Origin of the sequence: Roseateles sp. L2-2, assembly GCF_050613215.1 — a bacterium.
In the GTDB taxonomy this organism is placed as follows: domain Bacteria; phylum Pseudomonadota; class Gammaproteobacteria; order Burkholderiales; family Burkholderiaceae_C; genus Roseateles; species Roseateles noduli.
This window is the reverse complement of sequence record NZ_CP192509.1, coordinates 70836-87152: the sequence shown is the minus strand read 5'-3', so window position 1 is coordinate 87152 and position 16317 is coordinate 70836. Positions and strand designations below refer to the sequence as shown.

Sequence of the window (16317 nt, the reverse complement as noted above, 5' to 3'; positions counted from 1 at the left end):
CATCGATCGACGCCTCGGTTGAAGCGTCGGTTGGCGCCTCAATCGGCGTACTGCCCCGACGCCTCGATCACCTTCTTCCAGCGCGCGACTTCGGTCTCGACGAAGTGCTTGTGGCCGGCCGGCTCCAGGCGTCCGTCGTTGACGACGCTGATGCCCAGCGCTTCCGAGCGCTTGATCAGGTCCGGGTCCTTCAACGCCGCCTTGAGCGCGTCGTTGAGCTTCTTCAGCACCGGCGCGGGCGTGTCCTTGGGCGCGTAGAGCCCGTGCCAGACGGTCACGCTGAAGTCCTTCAGACCGGCTTCCGACAGCGTCGGCAGCGCCGCGAGCGCAGGCAGCGTCATGCGCTGCGTGCTGGTCACGGCATAGGCCTTGACCTTGCCGCCCTCGATCTGCGGCACGGCGTTGGTGGCCTGCTCGCACATGATGTCGACCTGGCCGCCCATCAGGTCGGTCATCGCCGGGCCGGTGCCCTTGTACGGGACCGAGGTCAGGTTGGTCTTCATCGCCGCCTGCAGCATCAGGCCGCACAGCTGGGACGCGGAGCCCACGCCGGCATGGGCGAGGTTGATCTTCGTCGGATCGGCGGAGATGAACTTGCGCAGCTCGTCGAAGGTCCTGGCCGGCATCGTCGGCTTGGCGATCAGCGTGGACGGCGCCTCGTTGATCAGGCCGAGGAAGGCGAAGTCGTTGATGCCCTGGTAGGGCAGCTTGCGGTAGAGCGACGGCGCGGTGGCGAAGCCGATGTGGTGCACCAGCAGCGTGTAGCCGTCGGGCGGCGCCTTGGCCACGCGCGAGGTGCCCAGCGTGCCGCCGGCGCCGCCGACGTTCTCGACGATCACAGTCTGGCCGAGCTTTTTGCGCAGCGCCTCGGCCAGGTCGCGGGCGATCTTGTCCGACGGCCCGCCGGCCGCGAACGGCACGATCAGCGTCACCGGCTTGTCCGGGAACTCGGCCCGCGCCAGCGTCGTCACGACGCCCAGCGCCACCGCGATGCCGGTCAACGCCAGCCGCCTGCGGATCTTCTCCATGCGTGTCTCCTCGATGTCCTCTGATGGGATCTGTGGCTCTGCCCGAGGCGACCGCCCCGGCCAGCACCCATCATCGAGACCCGCGCCGCTTCACACCAATGCCGGATTTGTTGGCTTTGATGCCGCGCCGGCACCGCGGGGGCGCTGCGCGACATCCGCGTTCATGGCAGGTTCATGCCGGATCCGTCACTGCCGGCTGCCGTTCCCGGCGACCGCGTTCCAGAACGTCTCCGCCGCCGCGCCCATCGCGCCGCGGTCGCGGTGCAGGCGGATGTCGAGGTCCAGGTGCCAGTCCTCGCCCCCCGCGACCACCAATCGCCCGGCGGCCAGGTCGTCGCCGATCAGGATCTTCGGCAGCCAGGCCACGCCGCGGCCGTCCAGCGCCATCGTCCGAAGCACCGACGCCAGGTGCGCCGTGAACACCGGCTGCACGTGGAGCCGGTCCAGCGCCGCGCCCTTGACCTCGCGCAGGACGCGCCCCAGCCCCGATTCCGAGCTGTACGCCAGCAGCGGCACAGAGGCGCCCTTGCCTCCCTTGCCGGCCGACAGCGGATGGGCCGGCTCGCCGGTCGCGTCGGGGGCACAGACCGGCAACAGCTGATCCCGGCCGACGACGACGCAGGCGAACGCCGCTTCGTCCAGTGGCCCCGGCACCTGCCGGTGGCCGTGCGCGAGCACGAACTGCACCTGACTCTGCAGCAGCAGCGCCTCGCACTTCTGCTGGGTGTCGGAAACGAGGTTCACCGGACCGACGTGGGTCCGCGCCTCCAACGCACGCAGCCAGCGCGGCATGAACGAGAACGACAGCGCATGCGTCGCCGCGAAACGCAGCGTCTGCGAGCTGGCTTCCGCGATGGCGCGGGCTTCGCCCGGCACGCGGGCGACCTGCGCCTGGAGCTCCTGCGCGGTCTTGCGGAACCACAGGCCGGCGTCGGTCAGCCGCGCGGGCTGCGAGCTGCGGTCGAAGAGGTCGGTGCCCAGCCACTCCTCCAGCGCGCGGATGCGCCGGCTGAAGGCGGGCTGGGTCATGTGGCGCTCTTCCGCGGCGCGCGAGAAGTTGCCGCTGGCGGCCAGCACCATGAAGTCATCGATCCAGCTCAGGTTCAGCGTCATGGCGAGGGTGCGGCGGTCGTGGCGGGGGATTGGCGGGAGAGCGGCGGCGCGGGGCGGTGCCCGCAAAGCATCAAAAGCTGCGAAAACTGAATTGGCCTGGCGAGGGGGCCCGGCGGGATCATGCGACCCGTTCGAAGCCAACCCGAAGTGGAGTTCCCCGTGAAGATCGTCGAGATCCGAGAAAAGACGCTGCCGATCAGCAGCCCCATCCGCAACGCCTACATCGACTTTAGCAAGATGACCCTGAGCCTCGTGGCGGTCATCACGGATGTGATCCGCGACGGCAAGCCGGTGGTGGGCTACGGCTTCAACTCCAACGGCCGCTACGGCCAGGGCACGCTGATGCGCGAGCGCTTCATCCCGCGCATCCTCGAGGCCGACCCCGATTCGCTGCTCGACAGCCGAGGCATCCTGGACGCGCACAAGGTCTGGGACGCGATGTTCACCAACGAGAAGCCGGGCGGCCACGGCGAGCGCTCGGTGGCCATCGGCACCATCGACATGGCGGTGTGGGACGCGGTCGCGAAGATCGAAGGCAAGCCGCTGTTCCAGCTGCTGGCCGAGCGCTACGGCACCGGCACGCCCGACCGCAAGGTCTTCGTCTACGCCGCGGGCGGCTATTACTACCCGGGCCAGGACCACGGCAAGCTCAAGGACGAGATGCGCAGCTACATCGACCGCGGCTACACGGTGGTGAAGAAGAAGATCGGCGGCGCGTCGCTGGACGAGGACCTGCGCCGCATCGACTCGATCCTGAGCGTGCTGGGCGACGGGCAGAAGCTGTGCGTGGACGCCAACGGCCGCTTCGACCTGGACACGGCGATCGCGTATGCGAAGGCGCTGTCGAAGTACGACCTGTTCTGGTACGAGGAGGCCGGCGATCCGCTGGACTTCGAGCTGCAGGCGACGCTGCGCAACTACTACGCCAACCCGATGGCGACGGGCGAGAACCTGTTCTCCATGCAGGATGCGCGCAATCTGATCCGCCACGGCGGCATGCGGCCGGACCGCGACTGGCTGCAGTTCGACTGCGCGCTGAGCTACGGGTTGGTGGAGTACCTGCGCACGCTGGACATGCTCAAGGAACACGGCTGGTCCGCGAGCCGCTGCGTGCCGCACGGCGGGCACCAGATGTCGCTGAACATCGCGGCCGGCCTGGGCCTGGGCGGCAACGAGTCGTACCCCGACCTGTTCCAGCCCTTCGGCGGCTTCCCGGACGGCGTGAAGGTGGAGAACTCCTACGTCACGCTGCCGGACCTGCCGGGCATCGGCTTCGAAGGCAAGTCGGATCTGTATGCGGTGATGCGGGCGTTGTCGGACTGAGTTCGTTCCCTTTGCCCGGGCCCCACTCGGCGCACTGTCGGGTGGGGCATTCTTGTTTGGTCAAACAATTCGGACCCTATTCACCTCACTTTTACCTATCTGGTAAAGTCATCTGTCTCTTGTTTGACGCGAGGAGCGTCCTCTTGGAGATCCGTTTTAAGGACAAACAGCTGCGCGAACTCTGCGAAAAAGCGCAGGTCGCGAAGAAGAAGCTGGGGGACATCGCGGCTCGGAAGCTTCGCACTCGCCTGTCGGACCTCGAAGGCGCAACCCATGTCGGCGACCTCGTTGCCGGCAACCCACATCCACTCAAGGGGAGCAGGACCGGTCAGTTCGCACTCGATCTGTTCGGCGGATGGCGCCTGGTGTTCGCTCCTGCCAACGATCCCATCCCTCGACGTGGCGACATGTCGATCGACTGGACCGCAGTCACCATCGTCTGTATCGAATTCATTGGGGACTACCATGACTGACACCGTCTTCGCGCCCGACTGGGTGTCGCCGCCCGGGGACACGATCCTGGATGTACTCGAAGAGCGCGGCTGGACGCAACAGCAGCTTGCCGATCGGCTTGGCTTTTCGCTCAAGCACGTGAATCAGTTGATCAAGGCCAAGGTTCCGCTCTCGGAAGATGCTGCTGTCCGGCTGCACAACGTGGTCGGAGGATCTATCGGCTTCTGGCTGACCCGTGAAGCACAGTACCGCGAGAGGGTTGCGCTGCAGGAAGCCGCGCAACGCAACGCGGACATGGCCCCATGGCTGGAAAAGTTCCCCATCAGGGAGCTCATGACTTTGGGGGCGCTGAGCAAGCGTCGGGTGGATGCCAAGTCAAAGCCGGCGATCGTCGGTGAGCTGCTGTCCTTCTTCGGCGTGGCAAGTCCTGCCCAGTGGGAGAGCCAATACGGTGAAATGCAACTGGCTTTTCGACGCAGCCGTGAGGATCAGGCAGACGTCGGTGCGATCTCGGCTTGGCTCCGAATGGGTGAGCGACTTGCAGAGCGGGCGGACGGTCCGCGCTTTGATGACGTCCGTTTCCGCGAGGCGCTGGCGCAGATCCGGGCGCTCACACTGCTCCCTCCGAAGAAGTTCGAACCTGAACTGACCCGCCTCCTGCATGAGGCCGGCGTTGTGTTTGTTCTGGTGCCGGCGCTGCCGAGGACACATGTCTCCGGCGTTGCCCGATGGCTCAACCCCCATCGCCCCTTGATTCAGCTGTCGCTCTACGGGAAGTCGAACGACAAGTTCTGGTTCAGCTTCTTCCATGAAGCCGCTCACATCCTCCTGCATGGGCAGCAGAAGTCCACGGTCTTCCTGGATGACCCCACCAAGGCGGGAAGCAACTCCCTTGAGGAACGCGAGGCGGATGCGTTCGCCTGCGATGCATTGATCCCGTCAGCCCTGGCGCGGGAGCTTCCCAATGTCGCGCCTTCTCGGGCCGCTGTGACGGCATTTGCAAAACGAGCCGGGATTCATGCCGGCATCGTGGTGGGTCGAATGCAGCACGAGGGGCTGCTGGATGTCGCCTGGCTGAACGACCTCAAAGTCAGCTTCCGTTTCGCCCCCGAGACGGCCTGATGTCGATCCAAGTCTGACGACTAGCCTCCCAGCATCACCTCCTGATGCCCCTTCCCTGCGGGAATCATCGGGAAGCAGTTCTCCGCCGGCGCGACGGCGACGTCGAGGAAGTACGGTCCGTCGCTCGCCAGGCATTCGGCGAGCGCGGCGTCGAGATCCGCGCGCCGCTCGACGCGGCTCGCCTTCCATCCGAATCCCTTCGCCACTGCGACGAAGTCCGGCATGCACGCGTTGTAGCTGTGGCTGTAGCGCTCGCCGTGATGCAACTCCTGCCACTGCCGCACCATGCCCATGTGGCCGTTGTTGCAGAGCACGACCTTCACGCCCGCGCGGTGCTGCCGCGCCGTCGCCATCTCCTGCAGGTTCATCAGGATGGACGCATCCCCGCTGACGCAGACGACCAGCCGGTCCGGATGCGCCACCTGCGCGCCGATCGCCGCAGGCAATCCGTAGCCCATCGTGCCGGCGCCGCCCGAGGTGAGCCACCGACGCGGCCGCTCGAAGGCCAGGTGTTGCGCCGCCCACATCTGATGCTGGCCGACATCGGTCGAGACGATCGCGTCGCGGCCGGCCAGTTGCGCCTGCAGCCGCGTCATCAGCGCCTGCGGCGCGATGACTTCCGGCGTGTCCTCGAAATCCAGCGAGCGCTGCGCCCGCCACGCGTCGATGCGCGTCCACCAGTCCGCGAGTCGCTCGGGCGGCATGGCGCGGCGCGCCAGCGCGTGGCGCAGCCGGGGCAGGAGCACCCGCGCATCGCCGCACAGCGCGAGGTCGGCCCGGCGGACCTTGTCGATGGACGCCGGATCGACGTCCAGGTGGATCACCCGTGCGCCCGGCGCAAAGCTGTCCAGCCGACCCGTCACCCGGTCGTCGAAGCGCGCGCCCGCGCACACGATGAGGTCGGCGTGATGCATCGCGAGATTGGCCTCCAGCGTGCCGTGCATGCCGAGCATGCCCAACCACTGGCGGGATGACGCCGGCAGCGCGCCCAGACCCATCAGGGTCAAGGTGCAGGGCGCACCGCTCAGCGCCACCGCGCTGGCGAACTCGGCGCAGGCAGTCTCGCCCGCGTTGATCAAACCGCCGCCGCCGTAAAACACGGGCCGATTCGCGCTCGCGATCCAGTCCGCAGCCTGGTCGATGGCGTGGGCGTCCACGGCCGGCATCTCCCTGAGCGTCTTGATCGGCAAGCCCGCGGTCGCTCGAACCGGCGCCAGCTGCACATCCTTCGGTACGTCCAGCAGCACGGGGCCCGGACGCCCGCCGCGCGCGATGTCCACGGCCTGGCGCACGCGCGCCGCCACGTCGTCCCCGGGACGCAGCTGCGCGTTCCACTTCGTCACCGGCCGCGAGATGCCCAGCGCATCGCATTCCTGGAAGGCGTCCGTCCCGATCACCGCGCTGTTCACCTGCCCGCTGATGCACAGCACCGGGATCGAATCGCACAGGGCATCCAGCAGCCCCGTCGTCGTGTTGCTCATCCCCGGCCCCGAGGTCACCAGCACCACGCCCAGCCGCCCGGTGCTGCGCGCATAGCCCTCGGCTGCGTGCACCGCCGCCTGCTCGTGGCGGACCAGGATGTGGCGCAGCCGCGGCTCGCCGTGCAGCGCGTCGTACAGCGGCAGCACGGCGCCGCCGGGATAACCGAAGACGGTGTCGACGCCGCAGGCCACCAGCGTGTCGAGCAGCGTCTGCGCGCCGTTGCGCGTCGTCGCTTCGGGGGCGCCCAGCACGGCGCGATCGATCAGTGCGTTCATGCGGGTCAGTATCCCGGGGCTCCCTCGGGAAGCGTTGCCGTTCTTGCCTCCTAGAATCGCCATCGCAGCAAATCCTTCTTCAGAATCGACATGGAACAGGAAATCAAGCTCGACAAGTTCGACCGCGCCATCCTGCGGGCCCTGCAGCGCAATGCGCGCGCCAGCCTCCAGGAAGTGAGCGAGGAGGTCGGCCTGACCACCTCCCCGTGCTGGACCCGCATCAAGCGGCTCGAGGAATCGGGCGTGATCGAGGGCTACACCGTCAAGGTCAACGCCGAGAAGGTCGGCCGCCCGGAGCAGCTGATCGTTCAGCTCACGCTGAACAAGCACACCGACGCCGCGATGGCGGAGTTCGCCCGTCACCTCGAAGCCATCCCCGAGGTGATCGACGCCTATCTGGTCTCCGGCGACTACGACTACGTCCTGCGCCTGTCCGTCCGCGACACGCGCGACTACGAACGGCTGCTGCGCGAGAAGCTCTACAAGATCCCGGGCGTCCGGCACAGCAAGTCCAGCTTCGTGCTGCGCTGCCTGAAGGCGAGCTCGCTGCCGCTCTGACTCGCGCTCCGGCGGCTGCACCGGCCCTGTCCGGGCTCAAGTCGGGATCGGCAGCTCGGGCACCTTCAGCAGCCGCATCATGTAGGTGCGCGAGGCCGCCACGTGGCGGCGCACCGCCTCGGCGGCGAGGGCGGGATCGGCGTGCGTCAGCGCCTGCAGCATCGCGCCGCCCTGGATGGCGAGCGTCTCGAGTTCCGGCGCCCAGACTTCCATCCGTGCGCGTCGGAGAGCCTCCAGCAGCCGGCCGCGCGAGGCCTGCATGCCCAGCGCCTGGTCGTTGCCGCCCAGCCGCGCCAGGTGATCCTGCAGGGCGTCGTCCGCCGCCATCAGGTCCTGCACACGGGCGAGGCGGGTGGCTTCCTCCAAGGGCTTCAGCAGCGCCCTCACGCCGGCCAGCGTGTGCGCCGACCCCGCCCAGGCCGAGCGGCAGGCCCGCGCCAGCAGCATGGACTGCAGCGCCTCGCGGACGTCGAAATACTCGTCGATGAAGCGCGCGTCGACCGCCAGCACCACCGCGCCCTTGTTCATCCGCATGTCCACCATGCCGTCGCCCTGCAGCTGCAGCAGCGCCTCCCGCACGGGCACGTTGCTGACGCTGTAATGCGCGCTGAGTTCGTGCAGGGTCAGATGCTGACCGAGCCGCCAGCAGCCGGCCTCGATGTCGGTGCGGATCTGGTCGCGCAGCCGCAGGTAGGTCGGCGTATTGATGGCCTGCGCCATTGCATGAGAGCCTGCATGAGAGCCCGCAGGGGAGAGGGCAGGCGGACCCGGGCGTGCGCCCGGCTGAGAGGAACGAACCATCGCGGCACTCCGTCCGGTGAATGGAGATGAATCACGGCTCACTCTACGGAGCGGCGACCGGCGCCGGCGGGGTCCTGACGCCCAGATGTCTGCGTTTTTGCTCAAGCGCAATGAATGCGCAATCGGAGGGCGAGTCGACTCCTCAAACGACGTATTTGTCGCGTCGCGCCCTACTGGAATCGGTCGAATCGATCCTGCATCGAGGGCAGACACTGTGTCGTTTCCGCATCGGCGCCCACCAAGCGCTACAGTCGCGGCCGGGAGGTCTGCGACGCAGAGGCGAATGCCCGATGTCAAACACCCGAATGGAGCCCGTTGAATGGCCAAGTCGTTGAAGCAAGTCCTGTCCCAGATCGAGAAGCTGAAGAAGGAAGCCGAGGGATTGCGCGCGAAGGAGATCTCCGGCGTCGTCGCCCGCATCCGCGAGGCCATCGATCATTACGGGCTGACGCCCGAGGAACTGTTCGGCGCCGGCGCGACGAAGTCGGCGGGCCGCGGCAGAGCGGCGAAGGCCGCCAAGCCCGGCAAGGCGGCCGCGGGACCGCGCAAGGCCAAGGCCCCGCGCAGCGCGGGTGCGCCGAAGTACCACGACGGCAGCGGCCGCACCTGGACCGGCGTGGGCAAGCGTCCGAACTGGTTCAAGGATGCGCTGGCCGCCGGGAAGACGGCCGAGGAGCTGTTGATCAGCTGAGCCGCGCCGCGCTTCAGACCTCGACGGCCAGCAGGCCCCGCGCCACCGCAGTGCGGGCCAGCATGCTGGCCGTCGATGCCATCAACGGCTCTGCCTCGTCCAACGCCCCCTTGACCGCCTCGCGTTTCTTGAGATGCCTGGCAAACACCTGCCGCTGGCCCTTGTTGAGGCCGGCGACGACCCCCTCCGCCAGTTCTTGCACGTTCGCTTCGAACTTTTCTTTCGCCTCCTTGGGCTCTCGTGGGTGATTGGCAGCCCAGGCGGCATACAGGCGCTCGGCACATTTGCCGAAATCGTCCGATCCCAGATCGCGCGCCAGCTTGGCACTCACCGCGCCGGAGCCATAGGTGCTCGGGTCTTTATGCCTACCAAAAAGTCCCTTGGCATTGGCAGTCGCGAACCCCGCCGCCAGTCCCTTGATGATCTGGACCATCTCGCCTTGCGCCTGGGTCAGTTCCTCCGCCTTCTTGGCTTGGATCTCCTTGGCAGCCTCCTTGGTCTCGTCCTCGGCCTGCGCCTGGGTCGCCGGATGGCCCACCTTTGCAAAAGTCGGATCGGGCGTCGCTTGGGGTGCCTTCGACTGAGCGCAACGCGCGTCGGTATGGGGCTTCGCGAATAAGCGGGTGGTGTAGTTCCGCGGGTCGGCTCGCCCGTCGTCGGACGCCGTCCGGGTGACGTCTTGATATCCGGCTTGGGCATCGGAAGACGCGTCGGCTGACGTTGCCGCTTGATAGGTACGGGGTGGAATGGGTGGGATCATGGTGGCAGGGATGAAGTTGAAGGCACAGGGGCCCGGCGCTCTCAGCGACCGGACCCCCGTGTCAGTGCCTCATCCCATTTCCCGAAGTTCAGCGGAGAACCCGTCTCACCACACCCGGCAGCGCTCCGCGTCGGGCTTCACCATCTTCTGTCCGGGCTTGCAGCGGAAGGCCTGCTCGAACTCCGGCATGTTCACCGCGACCCCGTTGATCCGGTAGCGCCCCGGCGAATGCGGGTCGGTCAGCGCATGCACCCGCGCGTATTCAGGTCGGGCGTGGCTGCAGTCCCATTGCGCGAAGCCGACGAAGAAGCGCTGCTCAGGCGTCAGCCCGTCGCGGTCCGCTGGCTTCGGGGACATGTCGGCGATCTGCGCCTTCCACGCCGCGTGGGCCAGTACCAGGCCGCCCAGGTCGGCGAGGTCCTCGCCCAGCGTGAGCTTGCTGTTGATGCGGATGTCGTCCACGACCACGTACTGCGCGTACTGCTTCGTCACGCAGGCGGCACGCTGTTCGAAGGCCTGGCCGTCCTTCTTCGTCCACCAGTCGCGCAGGTTGCCCTTGGCGTCGAACTGCCGGCCCTCGTCGTCGAAGCCGTGGATCAGCTCATGTCCGATCGTGCCACCGGTGTTGCCGTAGTTCGGCGCGTCGTCCAGCTTCGGATCGAACAACGGCGCCTGCAGGACGCCGGCCGGGAAGTTGATGTCGTTCATCTGCGCGTCGTAGTACGCATTGACCGTCTGCGGCGTCATGCCCCATTCGCCGCGATCCAGCGGCTTACCGATCTTGGCGAGCTGACGCTTCAGTTCGAAGCCGTTGCCGCGCATCACGTTGCCGGCGAAGTCGTCGCGCGCCACCGTCAGCGCGCCGTAGTCGCGCCAGCGGTCCGGGTAGCCGACCTTGTTGACGATCGCGTGCAGCTTCTCGACCGCGCGCTGCTTGGTCGTCTCGCTCATCCAGTCGAGCGACTGGATGCGTGCGGCCATCGCGTCCTCGATCTGCTTCGTCATCGTCAGCGTCTTGTCCTTCAGGTCCGGGCTGAAATTGCGCGCGACGAACTCCTGGCCCAGCGCCTCGCCGAGCTGCGCGTCGACCAGTTCGACGCAGCGCTTCCAGCGCGCCTTCAGCTGTGGCACGCCTTGCAGCGTCTGACCGAAGAACTCGAAGTTGGACTGCACCGCGGCGCCGGACAGCGTCGGTGCCTGGCTGCTGACCAGTTGCCAGCGCAGGTAGTTCCGCAGCTGCGCGAGATCGCGCTGGCGCAGTTCCTTCGACAACGCCTTGAAGAACGCCGGCTCGGTGACGTTGTAGGCCGCCTGCGGGTCCAGCCCCAGTCCGCGCTGGTACGCGGCCCAGTCGAAGCCGGGCGTCAACGCCTGCAGCCCCGCGGCCTTCATCGGATGGAAGCCCTTGTAGGGATCGCGCTTGTCGACGCGGCTCAGCGAGGCGCGCGCCAGCGCCGTCTCCATCGCCATCACCTGCTTCGCCTGGGCGCGCGCCGCATCGGGCGAATCGCCGAGCAGCTCGAAGCTGCGCGCGACATGGGCGATGAACTGTTCGCGCAGGGCGCGCGACTTGTCGTCGGTCTTGAAGTAGTACTCGCGGTCCGGCAGGCTCAGGCCGCCGGCGGAAGCGAAGGCGATCACCCGCGTCGAGTCGGCCATGTCCTGGCCCGACGTGAAGTGGAAGAACAGGCGCTCGTTGTTGGTCGCCAGGTGCAGCGAGGCCAGCAGCGAAGGCAGCTCACGGCGGTCCTTCAGCGCCTCGATGCGCGACAGCAGCGGACGCAGCGGCGCGAGCGCGTGGCGATCGGCGGCGGACTCGTCCATGCAGGCGGCGAAGTAGTCGCCCATGCGGGCCTGGTTGGCGCTGCGCTGCGGGTCGGCGGCCGAGAGCTTGTCCAGGATGCCCCAGAGGTAGCGCTGGTTCTCGTTGGCCATCTTGGCGTAGACCGACCAGCGCGCCTGGTCGGGCGGGATCGGATTGGCGGCCATCCAGCCGCCGCAGGCGTACTGGTAGAGGTCTTCGCACGGATCGGCGCTGCGATCCATCGCGGCGGTGTCCAGGCTCGGCGTGTAGGGCAACTGGTCGAGCGGCCCTTCGCGCGTGGCGCCGGCCGTCTGCGCGGCGGTGCCAAAGGAAACGGCCGCGACAAGCGCGGCCGCGGCGGTGCGGGCGAGGAGGTGAGAGGTCATGCTCGACAGCGGTGAGTGAATGCTGGCGGGCATTCTCCGCCAGGCCGCTGTCGCCGCAGGGTGCCGGACGACACGTCGGGTTGACCCGTCTTGGCGTCGGGTCGATCTGGCGGCGCCGGGTGCGCCGCCAATGCATCGTCAAAGCGTCGTCAATGCATTGTCAGTGGGTCGTCAATGCGTCGCGTCAGCTTTCCTTCGGACCGCGGACCAGCAGCACCGGCACTTCCGCGTAGCGGACGATCAGTTCGGCGTCGCTGCCGAGCAGCGCCCGCGACAGGCCGCGGCGACCGTGCGTGCCCAGCACGATGACCTCGCCGCCCCAGGTCTTGCACTCCTCGGCGACCAGGTCGCTGACGCGCGACGAGAGGCTCTCGCTGAGCTTGGTCGTGACGCGCAGGCCCGCGGCGCTCACCGTGGCCGACGCGTCGGCGAGCACCTTCTGCCCGCCGGCGCGGATCTGCTCGAAGTTGTCCGGCGTGATGCCGAGCCCCGCGCTGGACATCATCGCGAAGGCTTGCAGGTCCAGCGCGTGCAGCAGGCGGATCTCGCCGCCGCTCAGCTTGGCCAGCCGGACCGCTTCCGCCAGGCCGGCGTTGGAGGTGGGGCTGCCGTCGACAGGAACCAGGATCTTGGCGTACATGGTCGTCGCTCCATCGGATGGGATGAACCGATGCTAGCCCACGTCCCCAGCGCCTCGTGTCATCACCTCGCGCCGTCGGCGACCGACACGAGCCCCTTCAGGATGGCCGGGCCAGGATGGGAGGCACGGTATCGGCTCAGTTTCAAGGTGTCACTGCACGCCTGCGCATTCTCATTCGTCACCCGCTTCGTCCATTTGTCTTTCCTGTCCTGCGGCAGCCGCTGGAAGGCTTGGCTAAGGGCCTGGCTGAGCACTTCCTCCAGCGCACGTTCAGGCGCGATACCGAACAGCCGATTGGCCTCCGCGGCATCTCCCGCCAGGGTCTTCAGCATGTCCGGATACTTCTTGTGGTGGATGCACTGGACAGCCAGATGAAGCCCTTTGCCGGCACCATAGGAAAACTTGGGGGCCACCAGCCGCCCGAGGCCGGCCGGGTGCTCGTCGGTGATCGCCTTCGCCACGTCGCTCGCAAACTGCGTCATGGGCACGCCGCGCCTTCCGTCCAACGGGTTCAGCCAGGATTTGCAGACCGACGATGCGAGGAACTCTGAGCGCGCCTCAGCGATCACATCGATCGAGATCGAGGCAAAGTCCCCCTCGACGACATCCCCGCCGGAAAGCTGTAATCGCTCTTGGTCCGAACCGCGAACGCAAACCTGCTTGTAGTCCGAAGAGGGCGCGGCGATGGCGCTTGCCGAAGCCATACCGTAGACGTTCTGGTCCACGGGTCGAGAGGCATGCAGCCGGTCGTAGGGTGCGTCGACGTGGGCGTGGGCGCGGGGTTTGTCGACGTGGGCGTAGATGGACTCACCGACTTGATAGTGGGTCGGGGATGTGAGGCCAATGGTCATGGGATTCCTCCAAAGAAAATGCGCGCGACCCGTCAGGACCGCGCGCTTGTCAGTGGAGATGGGATCGGGAACGTTCCCGCCTTGACGGGTCAGCCGATCACTGCACGCTGAAGCTGTTGAGCGCCTTCGGGAACTTGAACAGCCACAGGTGCGTCAGGCGATCCACCTCGTTGCCGCGCGTCACGCGCGACAGGACCGCGCCGCTGGCGCAGGTGCCGTCCTGGACGATCACGCCGTTGACGTCGACCGTGCACTCGGTCGGATCGCCGGCGACGACCTTGCCCTTCGCGTCCACCAGCACCGACTTCAGGCCGAAGTCGTTGTCGTTGATCAGCGCCAGCGTGTTGCCGTCGACGATCGCCAGGCCTTCGGCCTTCTCGGCCTTCCAGCCGGCGGCGTTCAGGTCCAGCAGCACCGTCTTCTTCAGCTTCACGACGTTCGCCCAGCTCACCGCCGAGGCGGTCACGCCGTCGATGCTGTTCTTCTCCAGCTCGATGCCGATCGACGCGATGTCCGTTGCCGTCGCCGGCAGCTCGACGAGCATCAGGAAGTTGCGCACCGCGCCGGCCGAGTCCGCGCCCTGCTCGACGACGATGAACTTGCCGTTGCCCAGCGCCACCAGGTCGCCCAGCTTGGCGCTGCCGGTGCGGTTGCGGTCCCACTTCTCGCCCTTGGCGGCGAGCGGGTAGCTCAGCGGGTAGGCGTAGAGCTTCGAGGTCTCGGTCTTCGGGTCGAACTCGATCCAGCGCGCGAACTGCGCGAAGTCGCGGACCTTGACCTTGTCGTCCCTCTTGCCGTCCTGGTCCAGGTCGGCGCTGTCCACGGCCTCGATGCTCTTGCCGGCGTTGTCGACCGGATCGACCGGGCTCTGCAGGAAGCCGTGCAGCTTGCCGCTGCCGGTGTCCATCGCCAGGCCTTCCATGCCGCGGTTGGCGCGGCGGTTCTTCAGCACGTCGGGCAGGCTGCCGGCGGTCGTGCCCGGGGCGTAGCGCTTGACGATCTGGAAGGTCGCCGCATCGATCTTGACGATGAAGGGGCCGTATTCGTCCGAGGTCCAGAAGGCCTTGTTCGCGTCGTCGTAGACCAGCGTCTCGCTGTCCAGGCCGTTCGCGTCGAAGTTGCCCTTGGTCTGGTCGAACTTCAGCGTGTCGGCGAGCGGCACCTCGGCGCTGCTGCCCACGGCGCCGAAAGGCAGCGGGCGGCCCGTGACCTTGGAGCCGTTCGGGTTCTTCAGCGGATTCAGGCTGGAGATGACCGCGCCCTCGCTGCCCAGCGTGATCACGCCGATCGACGGCGCGAAGCTCGGCGCCGGGAACATCTTGGTCGTGACGACGGCGCCGTTGTCCGGACGCGGCGCGTTCGGGCTGTCGCCGTTGGGGCCGCGGTCGGTGATGCCCCAGAACTCCATCGCGCCCGCGGCGTTCTTGCCCTTGTAGACCAGACCCGACCCGACGGCCGGATAGAAGCCCTTGGGGAAGTCCTTCTTCGCGTCCGCGTTGCCGCCCTCGTAGGGCACGTACTGGCTGTCGGCCGCGCGGATCTGGAACTTGGTGATCGCGACCGCGCCGCCGGCCGTGTCCTGCGTGGCGCTGCTGGTCTCGGTCTTGCCGAGCAGCGTGGCCATCGTCGATTCGTAGTGTTCGACCGCCGCGGCGCGGCGGTTGGCGCTCATGGCGCGGCCCGAATACGGCTGACCGTAGACGTCATTCTGGCCGGCCGGCAGCAGCGCGGCGAAGGCCTTGTCGAAGTCGGCCGCGGCCAGGGTGAAGTCCAGCGTCTTGGTCAGCGTGTCGTGCACGGCCGCCGTGATCCTGATGCCGTTGGTGGGATCGTCGTCCTCGTCCAGCGCCTGCAGGAACACCAGGCGGTTCTGCAGCTTGGCGTCGGTCAGCACGGCGGTGCCGGCCAGGTCGGCGGCGGCGACCGTCGCCGTGCAGGACGCGCTGCCCACGACCACGCTGCCGACGCTGAAGGTCACCGTGTCACCGGTCTTGCAGGTGAACACGCCGTTCGCGCCGGTCTTGCCGGTGATGCCCGACGGCGCCGCGGCGTACGAGACGCCTTCCACCGGCGCGTCCACGAGCCGGGCCTGCAGCGCCTGGCTGTTCCCGGGGATCTCGTACGGATCGTTGTCCTTGGTGTTGCACGCGGTCAGCGCCGCGGCGGCGGTCAGCGTCATCAGGGTCAGGCCGATGCGGCGCGATGCGATGAGCGTGGAGCGTTCGTTCGTCTTCTTCATGTCGATCTTTCGTGGCTCGAGGACTGCCGCGTCCAGCCTCCCTCGACAGGGCCGTGACGCGACAGGGCGGCACGCTAGGGGCCGGCGATGACAGCCCCGTGAAGAAGGTTTACGAATCGACACGAATACGACAAGAAGCCGGGAATGCCCCGACCTCAAACAGAAAGCCCCGGGTCGCGGAAACGCGATCCGGGGCCCCGGTCAGACGGCTTGCAGAGGAGGGAATCAGCCGTTGACCTTGATCCGGTTGTTGACCGACTGGACGCCCTTGGCGGCCAGCGCCATCGAGCCCGCGCGGTCGCGCGAGGCGAGGTCAGGCGCCGTGCCGTCCAGCGTCACGTGGCCCTTCTCGGTCTCGACCTTGACGTCGATCGCGCTCAGCTTCGGATCGCCGGCCAGCGAGGTCTTGATGGACGTCGTGATCTGCGCGTCGTCGATGGCGGCGCCGGCCTTGTCGGCGGCGCGCTCCATCTTGGCGCCGGCGTTGTCCATGGCCTGCTGGGTCTCCTGCTTGGCAGCTTCGGACTTCTGCTCCATCTTGGAGATGCCGTCGTCCAGACGCTGGCCGGCGGTACGGCCGTCATCTTCACGACCGCAGGCGGTCAGGGCGACGGCGGCCACCACGGCGGGCAGCAGCAGGGACAGGGCGGAGGGGCGGGAAGAGTGCTTCATGGCGAGGTTCCTTTCGCGGGTGCGGAACTTCCGCAAACATTCCGCGGGTGGCCGCGGATCCATGACTCCACTCTAGGCAGACACCCGTCGCCCACGGGTCGGCTGCCGCCGGAAGCGCC

Annotated in this window: 15 protein-coding genes; 5 read left to right on the top strand and 10 right to left on the bottom strand. The window is 67.5% G+C overall.

Annotated elements, in window-relative coordinates; all coding sequences use genetic code 11:
- Positions 1–38: 38 nt before the first annotated feature.
- Positions 39–1028: a tripartite tricarboxylate transporter substrate-binding protein gene (locus ACQZ13_RS00450; protein WP_431049335.1), complete on the bottom strand. Its 990-nt coding sequence runs from the start codon at positions 1026–1028 to the stop codon at positions 39–41.
- A gap of 186 nt (positions 1029–1214) precedes the next feature.
- Positions 1215–2141: a LysR substrate-binding domain-containing protein gene (locus ACQZ13_RS00445; protein WP_431049334.1), complete on the bottom strand. Its 927-nt coding sequence runs from the start codon at positions 2139–2141 to the stop codon at positions 1215–1217.
- Positions 2142–2300: 159 nt separating this feature from the next.
- Between ACQZ13_RS00445 and ACQZ13_RS00440 the strand changes: the two genes are divergently transcribed.
- From ACQZ13_RS00440 to ACQZ13_RS00430, 3 genes are all read left to right on the top strand, one after another.
- Positions 2301–3464 (top strand): mandelate racemase/muconate lactonizing enzyme family protein, encoded by a 1164-nt coding sequence (locus ACQZ13_RS00440; RefSeq protein ID WP_088408086.1) that lies wholly within the window; start codon positions 2301–2303, stop codon positions 3462–3464.
- Positions 3465–3607: 143 nt separating this feature from the next.
- On the top strand, positions 3608–3937 hold the full coding sequence (locus tag ACQZ13_RS00435) for a type II toxin-antitoxin system RelE/ParE family toxin (RefSeq protein ID WP_431049333.1): 330 nt from the start codon (positions 3608–3610) through the stop codon (positions 3935–3937).
- Entirely contained in the window at positions 3930–5039 is a 1110-nt protein-coding gene (locus tag ACQZ13_RS00430; protein WP_431049332.1) for an ImmA/IrrE family metallo-endopeptidase, read from the top strand. The genes ACQZ13_RS00435 and ACQZ13_RS00430 overlap by 8 nt, the downstream gene beginning before the upstream one ends.
- A 20-nt stretch (positions 5040–5059) precedes the next feature.
- Here the strand turns inward: ACQZ13_RS00430 and ilvB are convergent, their stop codons facing one another.
- Positions 5060–6796: a biosynthetic-type acetolactate synthase large subunit gene (gene ilvB / locus ACQZ13_RS00425; protein WP_431049331.1), complete on the bottom strand. Its 1737-nt coding sequence runs from the start codon at positions 6794–6796 to the stop codon at positions 5060–5062.
- Between the two features lie 90 nt (positions 6797–6886).
- Here ilvB and ACQZ13_RS00420 point away from each other — a divergent pair, with 90 nt between their 5' ends.
- On the top strand, positions 6887–7354 hold the full coding sequence (locus tag ACQZ13_RS00420; RefSeq protein ID WP_431049330.1) for an Lrp/AsnC family transcriptional regulator: 468 nt from the start codon (positions 6887–6889) through the stop codon (positions 7352–7354).
- Positions 7355–7390: 36 nt separating this feature from the next.
- Here ACQZ13_RS00420 and ACQZ13_RS00415 read toward each other — a convergent pair whose 3' ends face one another.
- Entirely contained in the window at positions 7391–8074 is a 684-nt protein-coding gene (locus tag ACQZ13_RS00415) for a GntR family transcriptional regulator (protein ID WP_431049329.1), read from the bottom strand.
- Positions 8075–8474: 400 nt separating this feature from the next.
- Between ACQZ13_RS00415 and ACQZ13_RS00410 the strand changes: the two genes are divergently transcribed.
- Positions 8475–8846 carry an H-NS family nucleoid-associated regulatory protein gene (locus ACQZ13_RS00410; protein ID WP_431049328.1) on the top strand — a complete coding sequence of 124 codons (372 nt, stop codon included), beginning with the start codon at positions 8475–8477 and terminating at the stop codon, positions 8844–8846.
- A gap of 13 nt (positions 8847–8859) precedes the next feature.
- Here the strand turns inward: ACQZ13_RS00410 and ACQZ13_RS00405 are convergent, their stop codons facing one another.
- From ACQZ13_RS00405 to ACQZ13_RS00380, 6 genes are all read right to left on the bottom strand, one after another.
- On the bottom strand, positions 8860–9606 hold the full coding sequence (locus ACQZ13_RS00405) for a hypothetical protein (protein WP_431049327.1): 747 nt from the start codon (positions 9604–9606) through the stop codon (positions 8860–8862).
- 105 nt (positions 9607–9711) lie between these two features.
- Entirely contained in the window at positions 9712–11796 is a 2085-nt protein-coding gene (locus ACQZ13_RS00400) for a M13 family metallopeptidase (RefSeq protein ID WP_431049326.1), read from the bottom strand.
- A 184-nt stretch (positions 11797–11980) separates the two neighbouring features.
- Positions 11981–12436, bottom strand: a complete 456-nt coding sequence (locus ACQZ13_RS00395) for a universal stress protein (RefSeq protein WP_431049325.1) — start codon at positions 12434–12436, stop codon at positions 11981–11983.
- Between the two features lie 62 nt (positions 12437–12498).
- The gene (locus tag ACQZ13_RS00390) at positions 12499–13287 is read right to left on the bottom strand and encodes a hypothetical protein (RefSeq protein ID WP_431049324.1); all 789 of its coding nucleotides are present in this window, start codon (positions 13285–13287) and stop codon (positions 12499–12501) included.
- Between the two features lie 97 nt (positions 13288–13384).
- Positions 13385–15526 (bottom strand): esterase-like activity of phytase family protein, encoded by a 2142-nt coding sequence (locus tag ACQZ13_RS00385; RefSeq protein ID WP_431049323.1) that lies wholly within the window; start codon positions 15524–15526, stop codon positions 13385–13387.
- A 225-nt stretch (positions 15527–15751) separates the two neighbouring features.
- Positions 15752–16198 (bottom strand): BON domain-containing protein, encoded by a 447-nt coding sequence (locus ACQZ13_RS00380; protein ID WP_431049322.1) that lies wholly within the window; start codon positions 16196–16198, stop codon positions 15752–15754.
- Positions 16199–16317 lie beyond the last annotated feature (119 nt).

What these genes read in the sequence shown, in the direction of transcription:
- ACQZ13_RS00450 (WP_431049335.1), bottom strand. Translation starts at nt 1,028, where the DNA reads ATGGAGAAGATCCGCAGGCGGCTGGCGTTGACCGGCATCGCGGTGGCG.
- ACQZ13_RS00445 (WP_431049334.1), bottom strand. Translation starts at nt 2,141, where the DNA reads ATGACGCTGAACCTGAGCTGGATCGATGACTTCATGGTGCTGGCCGCC.
- ACQZ13_RS00430 (WP_431049332.1), top strand. Translation starts at nt 3,930, where the DNA reads ATGACTGACACCGTCTTCGCGCCCGACTGGGTGTCGCCGCCCGGGGAC.
- ilvB (WP_431049331.1), bottom strand. Translation starts at nt 6,796, where the DNA reads ATGAACGCACTGATCGATCGCGCCGTGCTGGGCGCCCCCGAAGCGACG.
- ACQZ13_RS00420 (WP_431049330.1), top strand. Translation starts at nt 6,887, where the DNA reads ATGGAACAGGAAATCAAGCTCGACAAGTTCGACCGCGCCATCCTGCGG.
- ACQZ13_RS00415 (WP_431049329.1), bottom strand. Translation starts at nt 8,074, where the DNA reads ATGGCGCAGGCCATCAATACGCCGACCTACCTGCGGCTGCGCGACCAG.
- ACQZ13_RS00410 (WP_431049328.1), top strand. Translation starts at nt 8,475, where the DNA reads ATGGCCAAGTCGTTGAAGCAAGTCCTGTCCCAGATCGAGAAGCTGAAG.
- ACQZ13_RS00405 (WP_431049327.1), bottom strand. Translation starts at nt 9,606, where the DNA reads ATGATCCCACCCATTCCACCCCGTACCTATCAAGCGGCAACGTCAGCC.
- ACQZ13_RS00400 (WP_431049326.1), bottom strand. Translation starts at nt 11,796, where the DNA reads ATGACCTCTCACCTCCTCGCCCGCACCGCCGCGGCCGCGCTTGTCGCG.
- ACQZ13_RS00395 (WP_431049325.1), bottom strand. Translation starts at nt 12,436, where the DNA reads ATGTACGCCAAGATCCTGGTTCCTGTCGACGGCAGCCCCACCTCCAAC.
- ACQZ13_RS00390 (WP_431049324.1), bottom strand. Translation starts at nt 13,287, where the DNA reads ATGACCATTGGCCTCACATCCCCGACCCACTATCAAGTCGGTGAGTCC.
- ACQZ13_RS00385 (WP_431049323.1), bottom strand. Translation starts at nt 15,526, where the DNA reads ATGAAGAAGACGAACGAACGCTCCACGCTCATCGCATCGCGCCGCATC.
- ACQZ13_RS00380 (WP_431049322.1), bottom strand. Translation starts at nt 16,198, where the DNA reads ATGAAGCACTCTTCCCGCCCCTCCGCCCTGTCCCTGCTGCTGCCCGCC.